This is a genomic window from Bradyrhizobium glycinis (assembly GCF_016031655.1).
Taxonomy (GTDB): Bacteria; Pseudomonadota; Alphaproteobacteria; order Rhizobiales; family Xanthobacteraceae; genus Bradyrhizobium; species Bradyrhizobium glycinis.
Genome location: NZ_JACCHQ010000021.1, coordinates 85,171 through 107,364, shown reverse-complemented (window position 1 = coordinate 107,364; position 22,194 = coordinate 85,171). Strand labels below are relative to the sequence as shown.

General features: G+C 58.0%; 13 protein-coding genes and 1 pseudogene. 5 read left to right on the top strand and 9 right to left on the bottom strand.

The genetic code is table 11. The features are described from left to right. Window positions 1-231: 231 nt before the first annotated feature. From pimD to HZZ16_RS26310, 4 genes are all read right to left on the bottom strand, one after another. Window positions 232-1,431 carry a pimeloyl-CoA dehydrogenase small subunit gene (pimD, locus tag HZZ16_RS26325; protein ID WP_197952752.1) on the bottom strand — a complete coding sequence of 400 codons (1,200 nt, stop codon included), beginning with the start codon at window positions 1,429-1,431 and terminating at the stop codon, window positions 232-234. A 68-nt stretch (window positions 1,432-1,499) separates the two neighbouring features. Next, window positions 1,500-2,687 (bottom strand): pimeloyl-CoA dehydrogenase large subunit, encoded by a 1,188-nt coding sequence (gene pimC, locus HZZ16_RS26320; protein WP_197952751.1) that lies wholly within the window; start codon window positions 2,685-2,687, stop codon window positions 1,500-1,502. Between the two features lie 1,062 nt (window positions 2,688-3,749). After that, window positions 3,750-4,883 carry a mandelate racemase/muconate lactonizing enzyme family protein gene (locus HZZ16_RS26315; protein WP_197952750.1) on the bottom strand — a complete coding sequence of 378 codons (1,134 nt, stop codon included), beginning with the start codon at window positions 4,881-4,883 and terminating at the stop codon, window positions 3,750-3,752. Between the two features lie 1,308 nt (window positions 4,884-6,191). Next, on the bottom strand, window positions 6,192-7,040 hold the full coding sequence (locus HZZ16_RS26310) for an acyl-CoA thioesterase (protein WP_197952749.1): 849 nt from the start codon (window positions 7,038-7,040) through the stop codon (window positions 6,192-6,194). Window positions 7,041-7,209: 169 nt separating this feature from the next. Between HZZ16_RS26310 and HZZ16_RS26305 the strand changes: the two genes are divergently transcribed. Then, complete coding sequence (locus tag HZZ16_RS26305) at window positions 7,210-7,728, top strand: hypothetical protein (RefSeq protein WP_197952748.1); 519 nt, start codon at window positions 7,210-7,212, stop codon at window positions 7,726-7,728. Window positions 7,729-8,045: 317 nt separating this feature from the next. On the opposite strand, the gene HZZ16_RS26300 is transcribed toward HZZ16_RS26305, so the two are convergent. Together HZZ16_RS26300 and HZZ16_RS26295 are read right to left on the bottom strand one after the other, a co-directional pair. Next, window positions 8,046-9,839, bottom strand: coding sequence for an ABC transporter ATP-binding protein (locus HZZ16_RS26300; RefSeq protein ID WP_210342627.1), 1,794 nt, complete (start codon window positions 9,837-9,839; stop codon window positions 8,046-8,048). Between the two features lie 79 nt (window positions 9,840-9,918). Then, window positions 9,919-10,350 (bottom strand): hypothetical protein, encoded by a 432-nt coding sequence (locus HZZ16_RS26295; RefSeq protein WP_197952747.1) that lies wholly within the window; start codon window positions 10,348-10,350, stop codon window positions 9,919-9,921. A gap of 913 nt (window positions 10,351-11,263) precedes the next feature. Between HZZ16_RS26295 and HZZ16_RS26290 the strand changes: the two genes are divergently transcribed. From HZZ16_RS26290 to HZZ16_RS26280, 4 genes and pseudogenes are all read left to right on the top strand, one after another. Further along, window positions 11,264-12,658, top strand: coding sequence for an FAD-binding oxidoreductase (locus HZZ16_RS26290; RefSeq protein WP_197952746.1), 1,395 nt, complete (start codon window positions 11,264-11,266; stop codon window positions 12,656-12,658). A gap of 1,539 nt (window positions 12,659-14,197) precedes the next feature. Continuing rightward, window positions 14,198-14,792, top strand: a pseudogene (locus tag HZZ16_RS38430) (IS66 family transposase). Continuing rightward, the gene (locus tag HZZ16_RS38425; RefSeq protein ID WP_376707596.1) at window positions 14,752-15,174 is read left to right on the top strand and encodes an IS66 family transposase; all 423 of its coding nucleotides are present in this window, start codon (window positions 14,752-14,754) and stop codon (window positions 15,172-15,174) included. The pseudogene HZZ16_RS38430 and the gene HZZ16_RS38425 overlap by 41 nt, the downstream one beginning before the upstream one ends. A gap of 231 nt (window positions 15,175-15,405) precedes the next feature. Continuing rightward, complete coding sequence (locus HZZ16_RS26280; protein WP_197952745.1) at window positions 15,406-15,687, top strand: helix-turn-helix domain-containing protein; 282 nt, start codon at window positions 15,406-15,408, stop codon at window positions 15,685-15,687. 178 nt (window positions 15,688-15,865) lie between these two features. On the opposite strand, the gene HZZ16_RS26275 is transcribed toward HZZ16_RS26280, so the two are convergent. The 3 genes from HZZ16_RS26275 to HZZ16_RS26265 all read right to left on the bottom strand — a co-directional run bounded on the left by HZZ16_RS26275 (window position 15,866) and on the right by HZZ16_RS26265 (window position 22,136). After that, window positions 15,866-17,209, bottom strand: a complete 1,344-nt coding sequence (locus tag HZZ16_RS26275; RefSeq protein ID WP_197952744.1) for an LLM class flavin-dependent oxidoreductase — start codon at window positions 17,207-17,209, stop codon at window positions 15,866-15,868. A 707-nt stretch (window positions 17,210-17,916) separates the two neighbouring features. Then, window positions 17,917-20,382, bottom strand: a complete 2,466-nt coding sequence (locus HZZ16_RS26270) for a CaiB/BaiF CoA transferase family protein (protein ID WP_197952743.1) — start codon at window positions 20,380-20,382, stop codon at window positions 17,917-17,919. 971 nt (window positions 20,383-21,353) lie between these two features. Continuing rightward, entirely contained in the window at window positions 21,354-22,136 is a 783-nt protein-coding gene (locus tag HZZ16_RS26265; protein WP_197952742.1) for an SDR family oxidoreductase, read from the bottom strand. Between the last annotated feature and the right edge of the window lie 58 nt (window positions 22,137-22,194).

Below are 22,194 nucleotides of genomic sequence, written 5' to 3'. Positions count from 1 at the left end.
CAGCCCCATAGAGCCCCCCTCGCGAATCAGGTGCTCAGAAAGCAATCACAAGTGATTCTTGCGATTCAAGTTTTCGCCGATCAGCGGATCAGCCCGAGTGGTCAAAGTTATGGGTAATTGAAAGCCTCGCCGGAGGGATACTGTGAAGCCCCTCCGAACGAACTGTCTCTCTGCGTCAGGCAGTGTCAGAACGCGTTCACGTGTCTTACGAAGAGCGTGGCATCATCTATGCTAACCCTCATCCTCTAGAATTGAGTTCGAGGTGGAATTCGCTGACATGCCCTGAAATCTCGCAAACACGCCTGTCTCGCTGACCCGGCGGAGGTGATAGTCCGCATCGCCAAACGTGTGCTCGATCATTGTGAGCCGCTTAAAATAGTGGCCGACCTTAGCCGCCATGGTCATTCCGATCCCGCCATGAAGCTGGATCGACTGCTGACCGATGAATTTTCCGCTCCTGCCGATCTGCACTTTAGCCGCGGCGACGGCTTTTGCACGTTCGGCAGCATTATCGATATCCGCAGCCATGGTGGCGTACATCGACATCGAGCGCGCCTGTTCGAGCGCCACAAACATGTCGGCGGCGCGGTGCTGCAGACTCTGGAACGAGCCGATTGGCACTCCGAACTGCTTTCGCGTCTTCATATAATCGACTGTCACCTTCAGCGATTCGTCCATCAGGCCGACCGCTTCCGCGCAAAGCGCGGCGCGGGCGTCGTCGACCACCCGCTCGATCAGCGGCAACGCGTTCTCGGCCTCGCCGATCGCAGCTGCGCTGCCCACCTCGACACTTGTGAAGCTCACGTCGGCGGCATGCAGCCCATCTTGGGTCAGGTAGCTCCTTTTGGAGATGCCTTGCGCGTCGGTAGGCACCAGAAGCACCGCGATGCCGCTGCTATCGCGCTGAGCGCCTTTGGTGCGCACGGTGACAATCAACGTGTCGGCGTTCTCGCCATTGAGAACAACAAACTTTTCGCCGTCAATGACCCACCCATCGCCGCTCTTCTTCGCGGAGGTAGTCACGTCATTCAGATCATAGCGAGAGTTCTTTTCAAGTTGCGCGAATCCAAAGGTCTTGCTGCCGTCAATGATCCCAGGTAGATGAGCTGCCTTCTGCACGTTCGAACCGCCATGGCGCAGGAAGCCGCCGCCGATTACAACGGTGGCGAGATAAGGCTCGACCACAAGCGCTCGGCCGAACGCTTCCATGACGATCATAGTCTCCACACCGCCGCCACCAAACCCGCTATCGGCTTCGGCAAAAGGAAGTCCGAGCAGACCCTGCTCAGCAAAGCGCCTCCAGACCACTCTGCTCCAGCCGCCCTTCTCCTTCAAATATTTCTTGCGCTGGTCGAAACCGTAGACATCGGACAAGAGTCCATCGACGCTTTCCTTGAGGAGCCGCTGCTCCTCGGACAAATTGAAGTCCATATTTTAAGGTTCTCCAGGCGACAGATGTGGACCTCTTGCCGGTCCCATTTGCCGGTGTAAAAGAAGAGTTAGAGCCCAAGCACCGCCTTGGCAATGATGTTGCGCTGGATCTCGTCGGAGCCGCCGTAGATTGAGACTTTGCGGTTGTTGAAGTAGCTCGGCGCTATCTGCGTGGTCCAGTCCATCCCTTCATCCGGCGAATCGGGATGTTCGTTATAGGGCGCAGCGAATGGCCCGATCATCTCCATCAAGAGTTCAGTCGCGGTCTGCTGGCTTTGTGAGCCCTTAATCTTAAGCATGGAGGACGCAGGATTTGACTTGCCCTTACCGTGCTTGCCTTCGTCCGCGACAATGCGCAGTTGCGTGAGCTCGAGTGCCTTCAGCTCAATCTCGGAGATGGCGAGCTTCTCCCGGAACATGGGATCGTCGATCATAGGCCGGCCGCCACTTTCGAAGTTTGCGGCCAGCTCCCTAATGTGCCGGATGCGCTCCTTGGAGACGCCAACCCGCGCAATGCCGGTGCGTTCGTTGCCGAGCAGAAACTTTGCGTAGTCCCAGCCTTTGTTCTCCTCGCCGATTAGGTTTTCGTAGGGCACCTCGACGTCATCGAAGAAGACCTCATTGACCTCATGTCCGCCATCGATGGTCTGAATCGGACGCACTGTCACACCCTTGGAGTCCAAGCAGAACACGATGAAGGAAATGCCCATCTGCTTCTTAGCGCTTGAATCTGTGCGGCAGAGGCAAAAGATCATGTCAGCATGCTGCGCGAGCGTCGTCCAGGTCTTTTGGCCATTGATGATCCACTTGTCGCCCCTGCGTTCGGCCTTTGTCGTGAGCGAGGCGAGATCCGAGCCAGCGCCGGGTTCCGAAAACCCCTGGCACCACCAATCATCCACGTTTGCGATGCGCGGTAGGTAATACTGTTTTTGCGCCTCATTACCGAAAGTATAGATGACAGGACCGACCATGCCGACGCCAAAGGCGAGCGGCGTCGGCGCCGGATACATCTGCAGCTCCTCCCTGAAGATGTAATGCTGAACCGAACTCCAGCCTGTGCCGCCGTATGCCTTCGGCCAGGGACCAACGTTCCACCCCTTCTTGTTGAGGATGCGCCACCACGTCACCATTTCCTCCTTCGACACATGGCGACCTTCGATCATCTTGCGCTGCACCTGCGGCGATACATTGTCGCGCAGAAACTGCCGTACTTGATGTCGGAAGGCTTGTTCTTCCTCGGTGAATACAAGATCCATCGAATTCTCCTGCAACCGAATAAAGTTTGGCCGCGTTAGGATGGCGCCGCCCTCTCCATGCATGCCAATTGGAAGGGGTCTCGAGTACAGGTGGAGCTGAACGCGAAGTCTACCGAGAGGGCTGACGAGGGGCGAAGCATCCGCCTGTTACCAGCGCCCTTGCGTGGCGATACCAAAGATTCCCCCTCCTGGCCCCTGCGAACCCGTTAGACAATGGTGCCCCATGTCCGGCTTCGAGTTCTCGTTGTTCAGTTTGTCGCAAAGTGCGATCAACTAGAGGCGTCCTGCTTCCCGTCAAGCGAGCCCGAAAAATTGCTTAGCTATTCCCGCATTCTATCTCGCCAGGAATGGGCATTCTGAATTTCGGGAGCGAGAACTCGCCAAATGCATTCAGCCGCCCCCTTCTCAGTGTTGCCGCCGCTCTGCACCAACGTCTGTAGCAACGGTCGTGCCAGTTGAAAATGGTCTGTAATTTGCGAACAATCACCGGCGTTATGAACCGAACATACATCGTACGCTGTGCGAGATCGGACAAGCACTAACAATCGACCGTCGCTTCCACAGCCGACCGGCTGATCCAAATTTGTTGGCGTTCATTATCTCTCAGGTCGATGCGAATAGATGTCGGCTAACGCTCGCCTGCCGTCCCTAGTCCCGTGGGTGCGAACGCTCGACAGGCCTCGGGTTTGCGCTAGCCAAACGCGCAGTTACGGCGTTTTCGAAGCGATGGCTCACGAGCGAGGAGATTCCAGTACGGCATCCGACGCTGGCGCAGTCCTTGATACTGCCATCGTCGACCTGCCAGCTCGTACGACGAGCAGCGCACCGCAATAGCCGGTCCTAAGCGGACCACCGACGTCATCATCTAGCTCGACGGCTCTTCGATCAGCCTTCGCTTGATCAATGCTGATCCGGGACCGGGGGTGATCGTGAACGTGAGCGAGGACGAGAGAAGCATCGCTTGCCGTCTGCCCGAATCATCAGATGCGTGGCAGGGGTCGTGAGAGTTGGGTGAGTAGCGCCCTGCCAATCAGCAATGCTGCGAACGCACGCTGCAGCAGATCACCGCCTAGAAAATCGGGCCAGCGCCTTGCGATCGATCTCGATGCCCAATCCCGGCCCTTTAGGCACGGGGACGATGCCGCGAGTGTGCTCGATGGGCTCGGTGACAATCGCTTGCCGGAGCGGGTTTTCGGTTCGGTCGAACTCTAGCAACGGCGCCACTGGTACGGGCGAGGACCGCGTGTGCGGCGGCAGAACGGCGAGCAGATGCAGCGACGCCGCAATTGCAATCCCGGTGCCCCAAACATGCGGAGTATAACGGACGCCGAACACCTCTGCCATATCGGCGATCTTCTTGCATTCGGACAACCCGCCGGCCGCGCAAATGTCGGGCTGCGCGATATCAAGCGCGCGCGAGACGAACAGGTTGCGGAACCCGAAGCGGGTGAACTCACATTCTCCGCCTGCGATCGGGATCGAGATTGCCGCCTTTACCGCGCAATAGCCGGCAAGATCCTCCGGCGGTACCGGCTCCTCAAACCAGCTGATATCGTATTTCTCGATCATGCGACCCAAGCGGATCGCGGCGACGCTGTCAAAGGTGTGGTTCGCATCCACCATCAGCGACACAGTCGGCCCGATCGCCTCGCGCACGACGCGTGTCGCGACCACATCCTCCTCCACACCGAAGCCGACCTTGAGCTTCACCGCCGAGAATCCCTCCGCGACGTAGCCCGCTGCCTCCTCGGCCAGATACCGGGTCGGATCTTCAGCTTGGCGTCGCTGGAGGCCAGTCGCGTAGGCGACGATGTGAGTCCGCAGCGCGCCGCCGAGCAACTGATGCACCGGAACGCCAAAATGCTTGCCCTTGATGTCCCAGAGCGCGATATCGATACCGCTCAAGCCCTCTATCACGACACCCTTCTGGCCGTGATCGCGCAGGCGCGCATAGATCATTTGCCAGAGATACTCTGTGCGCAGCGGATCCCCGCCAATTAGCCATGGCGCGACGCTCTCGACCACGGCGGCCGTTATCCCCGCCGGTCCATAGCATTCGCCCCACCCGACAACACCCTGGTCGGTCTCGATTTCGACCAGCATCGCTGTACGCGTGTCGTACCAGCCACGCGCGGAGGCGAGAGGCTCCGATAGCGCGGCTTGAAGGACATGAGTGCGAACGTTCGTGATCTTCATCGGCTTTGTCTTGTTACAGTGCTTCTGCGTCCCTCACTCGGGGTAGTAGCTTCTAAATGGGTAAGGGCGCGAGGCGGCGTCTAACGCATTAAGCTTTTGCTTAGGGAATATTCACAGATAGGAAACGATGATCGGTGCATTGGAGTCATTCTGTCAGGAACGGGACAGAGATACCGGCCGTTCGTGCACGAAGAGCGCCGGTAGTCACCATGGTGGGGCAATGGTTGTCGTCCAGGCAGCGGCCGTCGGAGCCGCGCAGCACGGCCTCTCGCTGTGCATCCCCGGACAGCACAAGGCCTGGTTGCCTGGGTTGCGATCCGCTTTGAGGCGCGCAGTGCTCGTGGACACGATCATCGCCAAGATAGCGAGTACTGGACGTCTTGCGAGCCTCAGCCGATATCTCTGGCTTCATTGAGCGGCCTGTCCGTATTGCGCAACGACCGGTCCAACTGCCATCGCTGCTACAGCGCCAAATTCGAAGACATGGCAAAGAGCGATCGCATGCTACTCCTCCCAGACTTTGGGTATGCCTTCGAAGAGGTTGGACCGTGAAGGCTCATACTCTCGAAACTGCTTGCAAAAGGCCACGTCGCCGCTTTTTGTCGAGGCCTCTCCTCTAAAGCTTGTCCCGTCATCGTTGAGACGCAATCAAACTTGCAAGTTGGAGACGCGGGGGCCTCTGTTGACGTGGTCAGTACGATCGCTTGTCGTTTCTTTTGTGGAGGCGGCATGATCATATACCTGCAGCAAATCTGGATGTGCAGCGGATCAAACAGGCTATCCATGGGTGCACTCGAGTTGCGTCTTGCGGCCTAGCGTAAGTCGCGACAGTATTGCTGTACACCGAGGATAAGGAATCTCGACACTACCTACTCTGGTGAAGACTCTAATCGATAGAACGACTATTGCTATTCTGGCGCGGACCGTGGCGCATGAGATCGGTTCAACGAACTAAATTGAAGACCTGCGATATTCGAGCCGTATAGGCCAGTTTCCGCTTGGCAGGGCCATCGCGGCCGCACGTCATCGAGTGTCTCTAGAGCTACGTTGTATGCATGACGGCCGCGGCCGCACGCCGGTGAGACCACCATGCCACGGACGCCTATACTTGAAGAGATACGAAATCAATCTTCTCATCTCTCACCGGAAACAACGTTGCGCTTGCTGTCAGACTGTCAACATAGAATTCAACCTGACACAGCCGAACACCGCAATGCACCTGGAAGAGGTTTACCCCCTCGTGCCGGGATCGACGGCACAGGGTTCTTCGGAAACTTGCATCACGTTTATGCGCACATGCTAAAAGGTTCAGCGTCCCTCGCGCACCGAACCTTCCTGGACGACAGACGCGACCAGCGTGCCGTCTGGCTTGAAGATTAAGCCGCGCACGAGACCGCGTCCGCCTTGCGCGCTCGGCGACTCTTTGGCGTAAAGTAGCCACTCGTCGGCCCGACAGGGGCGGTGGAACCACATTGCGTGGTCGAGACTTGCAATCATCATCCGCCTGTCGAACAGTGGGCGCTCATAGCGAGCCGTCACCGCATCGAGCAGCGAGTAATCGGAGACATAGGCCAGCGCGCACATATGAAGCGCTGGATCGTCGCGCAATCTTCCTGCGGCCTTGATCCAGATATGAACGCGACCGTCATCAATTTTCTGCCCGACATAACGACCGATCTCGACCGGGCGTAGCTCTATCGCGTAATGGCGCCGGATGAATTCCGTCGTTTCACAAAACGGCGGCTGCTTAGGCAAATCCTCCTCTACGAGCTTTTCCGGTAGCGGCACCCGGGGCATCTCGTCCTGGTGGTCAAAGGCGCTCTCCTCGCGAGCATGGAACGACACCGTGATGGAGAAGATTGCATTACCATGCTGGATTGCGGTGATGCGACGCGTCGAATAGCTCTTGCCCTCACGCACCCGTTCGACCTGGTAAATGATCGGCACCTGGGGGTCGCCGGGCCGGATGAAATGGCCATGCAGCGAGTTCGGTAGCCGACCTTCGACCGTACGGCATGCCCCGACCATCGCTTGCCCGACTACCTGGCCGCCAAACACCCGTTGAGCGTTGGTGTTCGGACTCTTGCCACGAAATAGGTCTGTTTCGATCTGTTCCACGTCGAAGATAGCGAGCAAGTCGATCAGGTTTTGGGACATTGACGTGGTTTCTGTTTCTTCGGCGTTATTTCCGGGCACAGCCACGAACCTAGAATCTCGAGATTCCAGGGCGTTCCTTCGAATCGCTTGCTGCAACCGCAATATGCGGAACGGCAACGCGACAGTGCTGCTGTCTATGGCATCGATTTGAAGAAATCGGGCCCTTCGCATGAAACTCCTGGACGTGGGCATTTCGCAACGATGCTCTATGGTCGCTGCAGCAAGCGGTGTGCCAAAAGAGCTGTGCATGCTGAGGAGATGCAATCCATCTATTCGTGTCGCCTCGACGAATTTTACCCTGCCGGCGCGCTCCAAACACAGAGAGTTGAAAGCGGACACGGCTGAGCACGACAACGAAGCGCCAAGGAAAACCGCCGCCTCTCCTGCCCAACGTTTGGCGATGCCCCTCGTCCGCGCTGTCATAAGCAGAAATAGACCGAACACCGGCCGCAACTTTCGTAAGCGCCTTCTGCCCCCTGGGTCTCCAGGCATGCCGCCTGACCCGCGAGGGATCGAATGCCCCTTCTGCGCGCGACGGGCTGACGCCAAGTATTTCTTTGCCGATGTCGAGCACATTCTGGTTCCCATGCTGCGCAATGGTAATCCTCGACAATTGTCGAAACATACGAACGAAGAGGCGGCGCGCCTCCTCGCCGCCGACGCGCGCCTCCTGCTCTTGCCGCTATAGGCCGATCTCAATTTACCAAAATGGCCTTTGGTGAAACTCAAGGAATATTGCGACAGGTCCTAGACGCCGACGCCGTTTGGGATTTGAACGGCCACGTCCACTTCTGACGAATGCACCAACTAGATCCGCCGATATAGTCCCTGCCTGATCGCAACTTGCCCTAGAGCTTGCGTGGAAGCAGGAACGTCACTCGGAACGACCATCTGGATAGCGCCACCCAAAGATAGTCGTATTCAAGTTGACGCACCATGCAGCCGTGACCTGAAGGCCTCTGGTGGTCGGATTTCGATGCACCGCTTAGGTCAGGAATTGACCGGCTAACTCGTCGCCGAGGCCCTACCGCTGGCCTGCCGTTCGAACAACCATCGATAGATGCCGCCGGCCCGCGCCAGGGAGTCGTGCGTGCCCTGCTCGACGATCTCACCGCGATCGAACACCAAAATGCGATCGAGGTTGCGTACCGCCGAGAGCCGGTGCGCGATCACGATCGAAGTGCGCCCCCTCATTAATCGCTCCATCGCCTGCTGAATCAGCGCCTCCGATTCCGAATCGAGGCTCGAAGTCGCCTCGTCCAGAACCAATATCGGCGCGTCAGCGAGGAACGCCCGGGCCAGCGCGACCCGCTGCCGCTCCCCCCCCGACAGCTTTACACCGCGCTCGCCGACCAGCGTACCATAACCCTTCGGCAGCCGCAGGATGAAGTCGTGCGCATTGGCGAGCCGCGCGGCCTGCTCGATCGCCGTCACGTTGGCCCCGGGCCGGCCGTAGGCGATATTCTCCGCCAGCGAGCGGTGGAACAGGATCGGCTCCTGCTGCACGATCGCGATCTGACTGCGAAGCGATTGCTGTGTCGCTTTGGCAATATCTTGACCGTCAATCAGGATTCTCCCGCCCGAGAGATCATAGAGCCGCTGTATCAACTTGACAAACGTGGTCTTGCCCGAGCCAGATCGGCCGACCAGCCCAACGCGCTCGCCGGCGCGGATGTCGATCGACAAGCCGTCGTAAAGCGGCGCGCGGTCCTCCCCGTAGTGAAAGGTCACATTCTCGAATGTTATTCTTCCGCCCTGGATATCGATTGGTTTGGCTCCCGGACTATCGATGATGTCGATCGGCTCACTGCTAATCGTAACAAGCTCCACCATGTCGTTCACCGAACGCTGCAGATTGTTGATGTGCATGCCGACCTCACGCAAATAGGCATGAATGAGGTAATAGCTCGTCAGCACATAGGTGACGTCGCCCGGGGAAGCGCGCCCCGCAATCCACAGCAGGATAGCGCCGCCGATTACCGAACCGCGCAAGCACAAGATCATCAAGTATTGCAACAAACCGCTTGCGTTGCCACGCAGCCACGTGCGCGATACCCGTGCCTGCCACCGGTTGATGACACTGTCGAGCCGCGCATCCTCGCGCGCCTCCGCGCCGAATGATTTCACCACGGCATTGCAGGTGAGCGCATCCGCCAGGGTGGCGCCGATCTTTGTATCCCAAGCATTGGATATTCGTGCACTTGGCGCGATATAGCTGACCGTCATCGCTATCGTGATCGCCACATAGATTACCGCGCCGACCGCGATCACGGCGCCGAACGCGGGCCAGTGCAGCCCCAGCAGGATCATCGCCCCCACAAGCACGGCGAGCGAAGGCCACAACGCCATCAGAACGGTATTATTGAGCAGGTCGAGCGCCCACATGCCACGCGTGATCTTGCGCACGGTCGAGCCGGCGAAGGAATTGGCGTGCCAATCGGTCGAGGAGCGCTGCACCCGCATGAAGGCTTCGCGCACCACGTCGGACATCGTCTTGAGCGTGAATGGTACAATCGCCTGCAGGCCAGTAAGCCGCAGGATGAGCGAGACGAGAGCCAGCGCGACGATGCCGCCGAACGCAACAAGCGCCGTATGCCGTGCGGCCAGATCGTGCGGACCCACCGTTAATGCATCGACCAAATGGCCCGAATAGACTGGGACGAACAAGTCAGCGACGGATGCACCTAAGAAGCTGGCCAAGACGATCGTGAGGCGGACAGGCTGCTTCAGCCAGCGCTGGAACACGAACGGGATCACCTCGCGGAAAGCGACGGGTCGTTTGCCGTCGGAAACAATCATGGCGCAATCCAGCCGCACTCACAGCGCGGGCTGTCTCCGTCTAAATTGACGCATGGCAGCACAAGGCACGACAGGAGTGTCATCGGAAACGGTGCGTTGTTGGGTACTTCGGGAGAGCGGGACGTCGGTCCCGATCAACGTAAGCGGTCAACGGCCCAACCGAAAATCCTGCAAGAACAGCTGAACTAAGCGCGCGATCGTTGAATAAGACATGATCACGGAAATCCTCGCCGGGTCGAGTGAGGCCGCCGCGGCGGGCTCGTTTGTCGCCGATCTGGTCATCTTGCAAAGACACAGGGGTATCGATGATGTTGCGGTAGATTGATGGGTAGTCACTGAAGGATTTCCGGTCATCGTCGCCGCCGAAGGGCACGCCAATAGATTCTCCGGTCCAGCTCCACAGTCCGTGCAGGATCTTCACTGCGGGGCCGATATCCGCTGAATTGGCAGTACTGCTTGCAACGAGCGTACCCGCCGTGGAACGCCAAAGATGAGCTTCAGATCGCATCATAAACTTTCATAACGTGGGTATGCCCGATTGCACCCACGTCTTTTTATGAACCAAGTGCGACATCCCCGCTCCAGGCTTGTCGCGTCAGCGCACGCATACGGCGTCCCGTCTTACGGCCGCAGGATTTGCGAACCCGAAAGATCGCATCGCCTCCGTTCCTTCCTCCAGGACGTGGAGTTCGAAAACTGTGTGGTGACGTCGAGATAAGCCGCGAGTTTCCTTTCAGATAGAAGGAGTTGTGCACGCGCCCGTTAATTCTGGCGGCAACAGATTTGCTCGGTCTGGCCGTTGCATCGTCTCTTGCTCCAGCATCCATGCAACAGTGCAGCGGAACTAGCGTTGTCGGTGCCGGCCGCAGCCAAGAACACTTGTGTCCAATAGTTCGAATGTCCACCGTGTCGAACACCGTCTAGAAAGAGCACCGCTCGTCCAGCGCCGCAATCGCTGCCTTTGAGTAGCAACAACCGTGCCAACACCTTGCAACGTGTGAAGCTGTTGTTGGGGATTAGAAAAGCCGTAGATCGGCAGGTGACGCTTGGTTGTTTTAAACCCAACGGCCGTCATCCCCTCGTCAGAAACCGAACAGGAGCGGCCGCCGTTTGCGCCGAGAAGAACGCCTTGCGGCGAGCGTCGTGCAGGGTTTGAGCTGACCCCACCGGCAGACCCAACCGAAGCAAGGTGCGCATCAGATTCCACGAGTGGCACGTTGATTGCTACTGGGGAAGACACGGCAGCCCGAGAGCAGTGAGGTTCTTTCGGGGGTTGTCGATGAAGATTGCTAGATCGGCACAAATGCGCGGATAAGATTTATGGCTTCCGACGAACATCAATAAGGGTTGGCCGGCAAGGCAACGAGAGCGCTGCATCGTTCCAACAAGGGCCATGCCATCATGATTAAATCGAGTGAGGGGAGATGGCCGATAACTTCGTCGACCGACTATGCAAGGCGCTCCGGAAGGGTTCGGTGCTGACTGGCACGGACATTGACTCTCGCTATTACCATGATTTGGCCGGCAGACCGGTCGCGCAGCCGCGAGCGGTCGTCCGACCTAGGACGACGGAAGATGTCTCGGCGTTGCTTCGGTTCTGTCAACGCGAAAAAGTGCCGGTGACGACGCAAGGCGGCATGACTGGGCTGGTGCGCGGCGCCCTGCCGAATCCGAATGAAATCGTGCTGTCGATGGAACTTATGAATGCGGTCGAGGAGGTGGACACCTCGTCAGGCGCAGCCGTGGCGCAGGCCGGCACGCCGCTGCAAAAGATACAGGAACGGGTCGAGCAGGAAGGTTACATGTTCCCGCTCGATCTTGGCGCGCGCGGTAGCTGTACTATCGGCGGCAACATCTCGACAAATGCTGGCGGCAATCGCGTGATTCGATACGGCATGACCCGTGACTTGATCCTCGGCCTCGAAGTCGTTACCGCCGATGGCATGGTGCTGCAGGGATTGCGCAAATACATCAAGAACAATACTGGCATCGACCTGAAGCAGATTTTCATCGGCAGCGAGGGGGTTCTCGGCGTGGTGACGCGAGCAGCCTTGCGCATCTTTCCTGCTCCTAGGGAGCGGCAAGTGGCGCTTTGCGCCCTTCCCTCTTTTGCACGAGTCATCTCGATCTTGGGGATGGCGCGAAAACTTCTGGGCGGAGAACTGACTGCATTTGAGGTGATGTGGAGCGAGTACTATCGCCTCGCGCTCGAGCGTGTGAACGGTGTGGTTCGGCCGCTGCCGGTCCATTATCCCTTCTATGTGTTGATCGAGGCCTCTGGGGACGATGCCGATCGTATCCAAGCCGATCTGGACAAGCTGCTCGATACGGCAAAGCGCGAGAACATGATCCTTGACGCGACGCTCTCGACGTCGAATGCATCTGCAGAAGCGATATGGCGTATTCGCGATTGCAGCTTAGAACTTGCCCGGACGTTTCCTTATGCCGCACGTATCGCTCTCGACGTCAGTATCGCCATCGACCGGATGGATCAGTATGTGAAGACAATTGTCGCGCGAATTAAGGAGACCGACCCCGGCGCTTTCGCGATCGTCATGGGTCATGTCGGCGATGGTAACCTGCATATCGAGCTACATCACGAGCACACGCCCGACAGGAGGCACGAATTAGAGAGGCTTGCTTATCAGATCACCGGCGAATTCGGCGGATCGATCTCAGCCGAACACGGCATCGGCATAGTTAAGCGACCGTATCTGAAGATGAGTAGGACATCGGAGGAAATCGAAGCGATGCGTACGCTCAAGCGAGCGCTTGATCCGAACAACATCCTGAACCCGGGACGAATTTTCACGATTTGAGAGGATGCGAGGACCGCGCGGGCCATCTCGGTCGGAACCAGGCGTTTCGGCAAGGGGAGGCCCAACACTGTGTCATTGCCCTGCCCCCTCGCGGGGTACCGGTTGCACCGGCAGCCATGAGATCGCCGGGATGCACGCGCCCGAACTGGTCGCGTTACCAATGCGATACGAAGCCCACCTCTCACCGTTTGGCGCAGAAAGAGTTATCCCTGATCGACGGAGGCAATGCGCAAACAATTCAGAAATTTGAATCTGCTAACCGTGCCGTTCCGTCCTCGTGGCACCCTTGCGCGATGTCGCGGCTGCTCGCCACGGGCTACAGCAAATTCTCAATTGTTGTTTGCCATGGCGTACAGTTGCGGCTGGCGAGCACGTCCCAATCAAGATCATCGACTGATCCTGCAAGCACTGCGATCGCGCCACGTCGATCAGGCTTGTAACCTGCTCGCGCGCCACGTTCAACGATCGAGCGGCCAACCTCCTGACGGGAATGAGACTGGTGAGTTCCCTTGCATGCCTCGAGGACATCTTAGGCGTGGGAGGACCTCTTACGGCACAAGGCGCTGGCACCAACCACCGCGATAGGCAGAGGCCGTTCAAGTAGAGCTTCGATCCAGCCGCCTCCGGGTCTGGAGCGCACCTTTGTTTAACAGACGCCGTTACGCCGCTTCTTGACCAGGGGGCGCCCGATAGGATGCGTACTGTTTCGTTTGCGAACCGAACCGATCCTCCCCCGCGGTAGACTTCTGCTTAGCCGTCGGGCCATGCCAGGCCTACCCGGCACTAAAGATGGTTGGATCTGCCGCGGTCGCAGCGAGAAGCCGGAGCCGCTATGGACCAATGCCGTGAATGGAGCAAAGAAACTTCGCCATCGGATTTATTCTGAGGATCCGAGCCAGCTCTCGCTCGGTGGCATTCACCTTTGGTCCCGGTTTCCTCAGTTGGTTCACAAGAAAAGCCAGTGCCATACGGCCAGTGGCTGGTAGCTCAGCCCATCGCAATCCAGCAGGGCCACCGCCCCCTCCTCCCTTGCCGCCCTGTCCAGTCAAGAATGCAAACTCAGCAAAAATGAGCTCGGATAGCGCAAGGCATCATGGTTCTCTGTCGCACCATCAGCCCTCTTGCTAATGACGCACCACGACGCTGGGTTCGAGGCGGAGGCTAATACTACACGGCCAGCGTCACTGGGGCTGCCGGACTCACTCCAGCGGACGCAGCATGAATCGTCATCGGTCCAAAGCAAACGCGGAAACGAGGCCGGCTGAGGTACGGGACCGGACTCGTGAACAACAAGTGCCAATACGGGGTGGCTAGCTGATCGAGAAGCCCCCGCGCTAGTAAAGGACCCGCAGATCACCAGGCGCGCTCTCGTCAACCTGCACCAAAATGGATCAGGCGTGACCCAGCTTCGCACCATCAAAGATGAACACGTGCAGGCCGCGCGTCGACTTTGGCTAGCGCTTGGGCGTGGGCCGCTCGGTACGCCTCCCCTTGCTTTGCCGGCTTTGAACAGAACTGGCCCGCCGCTGCGCTTGAACGGTGTCCAAATACGCCGATCATCTGCCGCTCTACCGGCAGGCCCAGATCTATGCCCGCCAGGGCATCACTCTCGATCGATCGACGTTGGCGGACTGGGTTAGGCATGCTGCCTTCCATCTGCGCCCGCTGCATGAGCGCCTTCTCACGGCCTTCGCGAGAGGTCCAAGCTGTTCGCCGACGAGACGACGGTGCCGGTGCTCGATCCCGGTCGAGGGCGCACCAAGACCGGTCAGCTCTGGGCCTATGCCGCCGACGAGAGGCCTTGGGGCGGCCTCGACCGCCCGGCATCGCCTATGTTTATGCACCCGACCGCAAAGCCGAGCAGCTGTTCAGCCATCTTGCCGGCTTCAAGTGCGTTTACAACGCCTATCCAAAGCTTGCCCAGCGTGGCGAGGTCGAGCTCGCCTTCTGCTGGGTGCACATGCGGCGCAACTTCTACGAACTCGCGACAGCCGGCCCCGCTCCAATCGCGAGCGAGGCGCTGAAGCACATCGCCGCGTTTCTATGCGATCGAGAAGGAGATCCGCGGCCGCAGCGCGGAGGAGCGTCGCCTCGTGCGGCAGCAGAAGAGCCGACCACTGGCCGATGCCTTTGAGGTATGGCTGCCCGCTAAGCTGGCTCTCATCAGCCAGAAGATCAAGCTCGCCGAGGCCATCCGCTATTCCCTCTCGCGCTGGCAAGGCTTAACGCGCTTCATCGATGACGGCCGCATCGAACTCGACAACAATAGGTTCGAACGATCAATCCGTGGCATCAAGCTCATTCGCAAGAACGCGCTGTTTGCCGGATCCGACGGGGGCGCCGAACATTGGGCCGTCGTCGCAACCCTGCTCGAGACTTGCAAGCTCAACGACGTCGATCCGCTCGCCTATCTCACCGACGTCCTGACCAGAATCGTCAACGGGCATCCAAACCGCGACATCGACCAGCTATTGCCCTGGGCCTACCGCGCTCAAGCCCTCAAAGCCGCGGCCTGAGAACGACGCTTACGAAAAAGCCGCAGGACCTCTGCGGCCATTTTGCTCTCCCGCCCGTAGCGAGCTCTCGCGCCGTGAGCGCGCCTGATGCCTCCACGAGATCTTCATCTCACGGTGCCCTGCTTCCTGGAAGCAACAGTGCTAGGAGAGCCAAATGCCTGGGTGTTAGCTTACGTAATAGTGTGGCTATACCCTGTGGTTTCATAATCGTCTGAATGGCTTCCTTTGCGCATGAACGCTCGTGCGCTTGTGGCCTGGAATGTGCGCCGGATCCGCGTAGAGCGCGGCATTCCGCAAGAGCAATTGGCCTATGATGCCGGGATCGACCGCTCACATATGGGGCGCATTGAGCGGAAGAAAGAGAACCCAACCATTGATCTTTTGGACCGTATCGCCGCGACTTTAGGTATTCACTTGTCCGAATTGTTCGCTGAGCCGGCCAAGGGTGCAATGCCCCCCAAGCCGATGTCTACAGGACGCAAGCCGGCCCGCCAGTGCCGGGATAGGAAGTAACTGTTCCAGAGAGCCACGTTTGTAGCTAACCACGGGCGCAGACGAGCCGGAGAGCCTCACGTGCCCGCTTCGAACCTGCGGCGGCGATTCCGACCTCCGGCTCCAGCTATGCCGCATCAGCACGGTTCCGCTTAAACAGCGCTCAGCGCGCTCTGCCTTCGACTAGTCAAAGCATGGCTTACGCCGCTCGTGTAAACTGATTGTGTGGCCGCTTGAGCCCGAGGTTTTCTCTAAGAGTCTGCCCGGAGCTTTCGGACCTAAACTTACCGCGTCGGCGCAGTTCAGGAACTACGAACTCCACAAAATCTTTGAGCCCGCTCGTAACGATCGCGGGAATGAGGTTGAATCCATCGGCCGCATATTGATCGAAGGCGTTGATCATGATGTCGGCTATCTCATCAGGCGTCCCGACCACCATTAGATGTCCGCGCGAATCCGATATCGAGCGGATCAGCTGTCTCCAGGTCATTCCTTGGCGTGCAGCTAGCTCGAGGAGCACCTTCTGGCGGCTCTGAATGAAATTCGTCTCCGGCAAAGTGGCCGGAACTAACGAGTCCAAATTGATCGCACGCAGGTCGGTGACGAAGCCCAGCCACCGATCTGCCGTCTCCATCATGACGTCTGTATCTGTATAGGACTGCAGTTTCTTAAGCTTGTCGGAGGCCTCCTGCTTGGTCCTCCCAACAATCGGAACAATGCCCGGCATCACCAATATCTGATTGCCTTCGCGCCCCAGCCCGCGAGCCTTCTCCTTTAGATCTGCGTAGTACTGCTTACCGCTTTCAAGCAAAGGCTGGGCGGTGAACACAACTTCGGCAAATTCTGCAGCGAATCTGACTCCGGCCTCGGATGAGCCAGCCTGGACGAGTACAGGGTAGCCTTGGGGCGGCCGTGCGATATTCAGTGGGCCTCTGACCGAGAAATAGGTTCCACGGTGATTGAGGAAGTGCAGCTTCCTCGTGTCGGCGAAGATCCCATTTTGCTTGTCACGAACGAAGGCGTCGTCTTCCCATGTATCCCAAAGCCCCTTCATGACGCCTACGAACTCTCTAGCTCGCTCATATCGCGCGTCATGCTCTGGAATTTCCTCATCACCAAAATTCGCCCCTTCGAACTTATTTCCGGAGGTAACGATATTCCAAGCGGCACGCCCGTGCGAGAGGTGGTCAAGGGAAGCAATCATACGTGCGAGATGATACGGCTGGTGATACGTCGTGGTCGCCGTTGCAACGAAGCCGATATTTTTTATTTTTGATGAAAGAGCCGACAACAGGGTGATCGGCTCAAACGTATCGTTTCGGCCTGCCCGCGCTATGTTTGCATTGTCTCGTTCGACGACACTTGGGCTATCTGGAAGAAACACGAAGTGAAATGCCGCGCTTTCGGCAAGCGCCGCAAGGTGCGCATAATGGTCGATCTCGACTCCGCCAGTCACCGGCACGCTTGGATCGCGCCAAGCGCCCTCGATGTATCCAGCCTGTAAGACGTATAGTCCGAGCGCCATTTGACCATTACGTGCCATGCCGTACTCCTCTCTCAAACGCCTCTTATGTTAGAGCGACCGGGCCATCGGTCGAAAACCCACATTCTACGACCTAAACACCGCGCCATGTTCTTTCAGAGCAGCAGGCGGCAACAAAGCAGCCGAAGGAAGGCTCCGTTCGGAACAGATTACAACTCGCTGTGCAAGCGCTATTCCTTCAGCTTAGCCTTCGCGCAAAGCTATTTTGCAGCAGTCTCGCTCTTTTGCAGCAGACGTCGAAAGTATAAATGACACGGGTACATATCCGGAGCAACAGCGAGCACTGGTAGTTGACTTCAGTGCCACTTTCATCTCGTTATGGCCTTGCCCCCGAATAGCAGCCGACTTCCAGGCGTTCGATCTTACCAGTGTCGGCGCCGTGCAGAAGTCGTTCGATCGAGTTCATGGACGACAAGATGTCATTTACACTGTAGGCCAGCTAATCCACTCAGGACGACCGGCGATCTTTGAGCCCGCTCCTCAGGCCAAGGTAGCAGTCGGTTCGCGCCAAGGCATGCGGATCTCCACATATTTTCTATCTAGCGCCTGGGACTCGAACCGACGCCAATGACTCAAATGCAAGTGCAATCGCGCAGTTATTAGACAATCCAGTCCTCCCTTGACCCAGCAAATTCTGTTACATCTGCGACTGTGTAAGCATACACTTTGTCCTCACGCCTCCCTGAGAGCCAAACGTAAACGCGAGGCTATGTCGTCGAGGTTTCTTGAGAGCTTCGTCTTTGGCTCAGCTCCTCCTCCGAGAGCATTCTCGTCCCGATGATGCCCTTCCTCTTGAGATCAGCGATTTCCGCCTCGCAGAGCCCTAAAAGGCCGGTCAGAATTTCCGTATTATGTTCTCCCAGAACCGGCGCCGCTCGGCGGATCGAATGAGGCCGTGCCCCCTCACGAATCGGGATTGACGATTGGGGGTGCAGACCGATGAAAGCGCGTTCAACGTCCTGAAAGAATGAACGATATCTCAGTTGCGGATCCTTTAGCAGGTCGATTGGCAGGCGCACAACGCCGGAGGCGATGCTCGCGGCCTGCAGCTGGAACATCGCCTGATCTGCATCACGTGTGCGCGTCCAGGCTTCGATTGCCCTCTCGATCGTATCCTCCATTGAACGGCGGCGGTCCGCAACTTTCAACGAGGGGTCAGCAGCCCAGTCTCTTCGGCCGATCACGCTCGCAAGCCTCTGCCACATACCCGCGTCGGTCGCAGCTATTGCAATCCAGCCGTCTTCTCCGGCGCACCGGAAGCAGCCGTGCGGCACAAACTGAGGATGCCGATTGCCGTACCTTATCGGCGTCCCGCAAAGCGATTGGATAATGATCCATGGAGCAGCAAGCGGCATCATGCATTCGATCTGCGCGAGATCGATAAACTGCCCCTGTCCAGTCTCGCGAGCGTGGATCAGTGCAACAAGAACTGCAGCGCAACCATTCAGACCGCCTACAGCATCCCCGAACGCAACGTGGCTCATTACCGGCGGCCCATTGGCACTTCCGACCACGCTCGGCAACCCCGAGCCCTGCTCCAGCGTCGAGCCGTATGCCCGGCAATCGCGAAAAGCGCTGTTCTTGCCAAAGGCCGACATGGACATCACCACGAGGCGCGGGTTGATCATTCTCAGTACTTCGTAACCAAGCCCAAGCTTTGGCAGCACATCCACCGAATAATTGTCGACAACAATGTCGGCGCCCGCTATCAGCCGCTTAGCAAGGGTGAGGCCCTCGGGACTGGTCAGATCGAGTGTGATGCCGCGCTTGTTTCGGTTCATCATGCAGAAGCGCAGCGTCTTCTCGTACATCTGACGGTTTACGTATTCAGGCCGGCGATCGACACCGCGCCACCAGTCCGGGTACTGGATCGCCTCGATCTTGATCACGTCCGCACCGAGGTCAGCAAGGGTCCGCGTACACAACGGGCCAGCCCAGCCCATGGAAAAGTCAATGACGCGCGTTCTCAGCAAAGGTTGTTCGGCTGCACTGCTGCAGTCGACCAACATCGACACGCCTGTTGCGGAGTTCGACCGGCCATTCGTCAGAGCCTGCCGCTCGCCGGGATACGGAACCTTTCCGCCCCGGCGCGGCGGTGTCAATGTCAGCCGCTGCATCGAGCCAGCCGTCAGCGCTCTTTCCTTGCCGAGCAGAATTGGGACGATTGCACTACGCTCGATCTTCTCCTTATCCTGGAGAAGATCGGACATCTCTGGCACCGGTACGATCGGGATCTTGCGCTTTAGTCCCTCGGCAAACCACTGCTGCGCGGTCCGCTTTCTGAGCCTTGGGATGAGCAGTCGCTCGATCTGCTCCATATGGTTCAGACGGTCGGCACCGAGCACTAGAGCCGGATCGTCACGCAATTGAGGAAGGCCGAGCATGTCGCAGAACGCACGCCACTGGGATGGGGTTATTGTTGTGACGCCGAGCCACCCTTTTTTTGTTTCATAGATGCCTACTGGAAAATTCGGCCAGAAGCGATTGATGCCGATCCGGCGCATCACGTCGCCGCGCTGAAATGCTTCAAATAGCTGATACTCGCTGAGCGAGATACATGCTTCGAAGATGCTGAGCGAGTACGAGCGACCTGCTCTACTCTGCATTCGCGCAAACACTGACGAGGCAGCTGCGATAAAGCCCCATAGACCCGCCAGGATACCGGTCTGGAAATCCGGTGCGTGCAAAGGAGGTCCTTCGACTGGTCCAACCAGCTTGATGAGACCGGCAAGGGCGCGAACGATCGAGTCGCTCGCGGTGAATTCAGCATAGGGCCCGTCCTGGCCGAACCAGCTCACATCCAGGTAGATCAACGCAGGTCGCCGCTGTCGGATTGCGGTGACATCAACGGGCGGGCAGTTCGCGCCATCGACATCACGGCCATCGACCAGAATGTCGCAATCATCAATCAACAGTGTCAGGCGCTCGACCGCTCCTGGGTCGGCAGCGTCGATGACGATACTTGACTTGTTGAAGTTCAGGAAGCCGAACCACGCGCTTTGGCCACCTGGGGTCAACGGAGCGCTCGAACGAAGTGGATCGCCGGTCGGCGGCTCGACCTTCCAAACCTCGGCGCCGAAGTCGGCAAACAGCCGTGCACAATAGCTTGTCGCAGCTGAGCTACCAATTTCGACCACTCGCAACTGCGACAACGCCTCTTTGGTTGGCTTCATTCTCTTCAGCCATATATGCTTTGGAACTTATTAGCCTGCGGACGCAGTGCCCTTAAGCACTGAGAGCTGACACATGACTTTCGCGATGCATGTCTTCTGATCAACCTGCTCGCCTTCGTTGATTCTCTACCGACCTGCTGAACAGAAGCTCCATGGGACCAGCAAAGACCGTGCCGCTGCGCAATGTCTCGAACAATTTCACTTCGACACGACAGGAGACGCTTTCGACGGGATCTATCCCAAGCGGCGAGAAAGCGCAGCTAGAGGGTATGCGGGCCGATTCTGAGCCACGAAATGCGCCGTCCGCTCCCCCTGCGCCATCAGAACCCGCCGCTGTGGGAGATTGGGACACAGGCCGCGCTACACAGACGAGATGTCCCGACACGTTCTGCATATGAACGCGCTGACACTCTTCATCAGCAGTTCGAGAGTGCTGGGAACAGTCGTGAATGGCCCCTACGCTTACTCGCTCGATCACAGCCCGCTTGCGTCATTGGGGTGCAGGCGCTCGTATGCCGAACCATAAAATAGCACCATCATCTCGACTCCGATGCCGGACTTCAGCGACGGAGTTCCACCAGGCAATTTCTGCATCCGAATGGCGCGAGGCTTGTGTCGGAGCTCCAGCATTGTGCGCTCTACCGGACAGGAATGTCGCGTTGAGGGCTCCGGACAGCTCCATGTCGGTCTTCGCTAAATTGGAAGATGTTACACAAGTGGGACGCAGCAGCACGTCATCGCCAATGCATCTCCACCACGCGCAGCGATCAAGCTGTCGTCTTTCTAACGTATTCACCGCTGTTCCAAGTACGGCTTTCCCTTCTGGAAAGCATGGCACGGCCAAGTCGACGACGTCAGCGACCGCAGAAGTGTGGTGCTTGCATCTTTGTAGACTATTTTTCGTGGCTGATCCCATCCGAACTCAATCTAGGGCATGAAGAACGCTATTGCGCCGTAACGACGCTCATCAGCTAGGCAGCGAACTCGCCACCCGTGATATCGATCGTCGCACCCGTAATAAAGCCCGCCCCCGGTGACGCAAGAAAGGCAACGAGGTCCGCCACCTCTTCGGGTTTTCCAAGACGACCGACAGGAATGCGGCTGAGGGCGGAACGATTCACCGCCGCCTCTGGCGGTCCAGTTAGATCACTAAGAATCCGACCCGGGGCGATGCAATTGACCGTAACACCGTATGGAGCGAGATCACGTGCAGCAGCGCGGGTTAACCCGACCAATCCCGCTTTCGATGCAGCATAATGCGGACCTGCGATCATCGGCACGGCACGGCCCGCCAGAGACCCGACGTTAACGATGCGCCCATAGCCCTTTGAAATCATTGAGGGCGCTAAGAGACGTATTAGAAAGAACGGGCCACTCAGATTGACATCAATGACTCTTGCCCATTCTTGAGTCGACATTTGCGAAAGCCAGGGAACGTTCTGGTCCACACGCTTTGGAGAGATTCCGGCATTGTTTACCAAAGCCGTGATTTCGCCCCACCTTCGCCGGATCTGGTCAACAAAACGGGTCACCTCAGTTTCCTGAGTGACGTCAACGACCCCCGCACAGAGGAGATCTTCCGAATAGCTAAGACTTTCGAGCGCATGCTGCACGTTCTTCGTCTGTGTCGCCACGAAGGCCACTCGATAGCCATCCGTCAAGAACCGTCGCACGATCTCAATTCCGATGCCGCGTGCTCCTCCAGTCACGAGGACAACGCCCGGATCACCTTTTCTTAGCTTTCCTGTTACCATGGTTCAGACGGTCGAAAGGAGCGCCTTCCGTCGCGCTCAGCGAGGGGGAGATGGCCTT